1 protein-coding gene is annotated in these 3532 nt (G+C 67.0%); it reads left to right on the plus strand.

The window, feature by feature from the left end; all coding sequences use genetic code 11:
• The coding region (locus tag AC1DVH_RS27840) for a beta strand repeat-containing protein (protein ID WP_477756498.1) at window positions 1-3532 on the plus strand (3532 nt) is incomplete at both ends.

The following is a 3532-nucleotide window of genomic DNA, read 5'->3' on the forward strand; positions in this document are numbered from 1 at the left end:
CCGACGCTGACCATCGGCGACCCGACCGGGGCGATGACCGAAGGCAACGGCGCGGCCACGCTGAGCGACAGCGGGGCGCTGAGCTTCGCCGACCTGGACGTCAACGATGGAGTGACGGTCAGCCAGAGTGCCAACCACGACCTCATCTGGAGCGGCGGTACCCTCGGTGCGGCGCAAGCCGCGGCGCTGGTCGCCGGCTTCGCGGTCGATCAGGCCGGCTGGCACTACAGCAGCAGCGAGAACCTGGACTTCCTGCGGGCCGGGGAAACCATCAGCTTCTCCTACAGCGTGGTGGCGACTGACGACAGCGGCGCGGGCAATGCGACCTCGGCAGCGCAGACCGTCACCATCACCATTACCGGCACCAACGACCGRCCGACGCTGACCATCGGCGACCCGACCGGGGCGATGACCGAAGGCAACGGCGCGGCCACGCTGAGCGACAGCGGGGCGCTGAGCTTYGCCGACCTGGACAGCAATGACGTCGTCACGGTCAGCCAGAGCGCCAACCACGACCTCGTCTGGAGCGGCGGCACCCTCGGTGCGGCGCAGGCCGCGGCGCTGGTCGCCGGCTTCACGGTCGATCAGACCAGCTGGCACTACAGCAGCAGCGAGAACCTGGACTTCCTGCGCGCCGGTGAAACCATCAGTTTCTCCTACAGCGTGGTGGCCAGCGACGACAGCGGCGCGGTCAATGCCATCTCGGCAGCGCAGACGGTGACCATCACCCTGACCGGCACCAACGACCGGCCGGTGCTGACCATCGGCGACGCGACCGGAGCGATGAACGAAGGCGATGGCGCGGCCACCCTGAGCGACAGCGGGGCGCTGAGCTTTGCCGATCTGGACAGCCACGACGTCGTGACGGTCAGTCAGAGTTCGAACCACGATATCGTCTGGAGCGGCGGCACCCTCGGGGCGGCGCAGGCCGCGGCGCTGGTCGCCGGCTTCGCGGTCGATCAGGCTGGCTGGACCTACAGCAGCAGCGAGAACCTGGACTTCCTGAGCGCCGGTGAAACCATCAGTTTCTCCTACAGCGTGGTGGCCACTGACGACAGCGGCGCGGGCAACGCGGCTTCGGCGGTGCAGACCGTCACCATCACCATTACCGGCAGCAACGACGCGCCCGTGCTCAGCTTCGCGACGGGCAATGCTGCCGGCGCGGTGCAGGAAGACACCACGCTCAGCGTCAATGGCCAGTTCAGCTCGGCCGACATCGATCACGACGCTACCGCGACCTGGAGCATCCATGGCGCGGCAACCGGCACCTACGGTTCGATCGCCGTCGACACCACCGGCCAATGGACGTACACCCTGGCCAATGGCACCGACGGGGTCGCCAGTGCGGTGCAGTCGCTGAAGGCGGGCGAGAGTCATGAGGACGTGTTCACGGTGCAAGTCAGCGACGGCCTGGGCGGCGTCGACACCCAACTGGTGACCGTCACCGTCACCGGCAGCAACGACGCGCCCGTGCTCAGCTTCGCGACGGGCAATGCTGCCGGCGCGGTGCAGGAAGACACCGCGCTCAGCGTGAATGGCCAGTTCAGCTCGGCCGACATCGATCACGACGCCACGGCGACCTGGAGCATTGCCGGGTCAAATACCGGCACCTACGGCGCGATCGCCGTGGACAGCAGCGGCCAGTGGACCTACACGCTGGCCAATGGCACCGATGGGGTCGCCAGTGCGGTGCAGTCGCTGAAGGCTGGCGAGAGTCATGATGAGGTGTTTACGGTGCAGGTCAGCGACGGCCTCGGCGGCGTCGACACCCAGCTGGTGACCGTCACCGTCACCGGCAGCAACGACGCGCCRGTGCTCAGTTTCGTGRCAGGCAATGAGGCGGGCGCGGTGCAGGAAGACACCACGCTCAGCGTSARYGGCCAGTTCAGCTCGGCCGACATCGATCACGATGCCACGGCRACCTGGAGCATCAATGGCGCGGCAACCGGCACCTACGGCGCGATCGCGGTGGACAACACCGGCCAGTGGACCTACACGCTGGCCAATGGCACCGATGGGGTCGCCAGTGCGGTGCAGTCGCTGAAGGCGGGCGAGAGCCATGAGGACGTGTTCACGGTGCGGGTCAGCGACGGCTTGGGCGGCGTGGACACCCAGCTGGTCACCATCACCATTACCGGCAGCAACGACGCACCCGTGCTCAGTTTCGTGGCGGGCAATGAGGCCGGCGCGGTGCAGGAAGACACCACGCTCAGCGTCAATGGCCAGTTCAGCTCGGCCGACATCGATCACGAMGCCACGGCGACCTGGGCCCTCAATGGCGCGTCAACCGGCACCTACGGTTCGATCGCGGTGGACACCACCGGCCAGTGGACCTACACGCTGGCCAACGGCACCGATGGGGTCGCGAGTGCGGTGCAGGCGCTGAAGGCGGGCGAGAGCCACGAGGACGTGTTCACGGTACAGGTCAGCGACGGCCAGGGCGGCGTCGACACCCAGCTGGTGACGATCACCGTCACCGGCAGCAATGACGCGCCCGTGCTCAGCTTCGCGACGGGCAATGAGGCCGGCGCGGTGCAGGAAGACACCACGCTCAGCGTCAATGGCCAGTTCAGCTCGGCCGACATCGATCACGACGCCACGGCGACCTGGACCCTCAATGGCGCGTCCACCGGCACCTACGGTTCGATCGCGGTAGACAACACCGGCCAGTGGACCTACACGCTGGCCAATGGCACCGACGGGGTCGCCAGTGCGGTGCAGGCGCTGAAGGCGGGCGAGAGTCATGAGGACGTGTTCACGGTGCAGGTCAGCGATGGCCTCGGCGGTGTCGACACCCAGCTGGTGACTATCACCGTCACCGGCAGCAACGACGCCGCCGTGCTGTCCTCGGCCAGCGTTACGCTGAGCGAAACCAATGCTCCGCTGACCACCGGCGGTAGCCTGACCATTAGCGATATCGACAGCCCGGAAAGCTTCCAGGTGCAGTCCAACACCGCCGGCAGCYACGGCCAGTTCTCCATCGGYACCGGYGGTGCCTGGACCTACGTCGCCAACTCCGCCCACAACGAGTTCGCCGTCGGTACCACCTACACCGACACTTTCGCGGTGAGCAGCGCCGACGGCACCCTCACTTCAGTCACCGTGCATATCCTCGGCACCAACGATGCGGCCGTGCTGTCYGCCGACATCGCCAACCTCACCGAGACCAATGCCGCCGCCGACATCTCCACCAGCGGCACCCTGACCATCAGCGACGTCGACAGCGCCGCAACCTTCGTCGCCCAAACCAACACCACCGGCAGCTACGGCCAGTTCTCCATCGGTACCGGTGGTGCCTGGACCTACGTCGCCAACTCCGCCCACAACGAGTTCGCCGCCGGTACCACCTACACCGACACCTTCGCGGTGAGCAGTGCCGACGGCACCCTCACTTCGGTCACCGTGCATATCCTCGGCACCAACGATGCCGCCGTGCTGTCCGCCGGCATCGCCAACCTCACCGAGACCAATGCCGCCGTCGACATTTCCACCGCCGGCACCCTGACCATCAGCGACGTCGACAGCGCCGCAA

It is taken from the genome of Pseudomonas sp. P4_C3, from assembly GCF_056402075.1.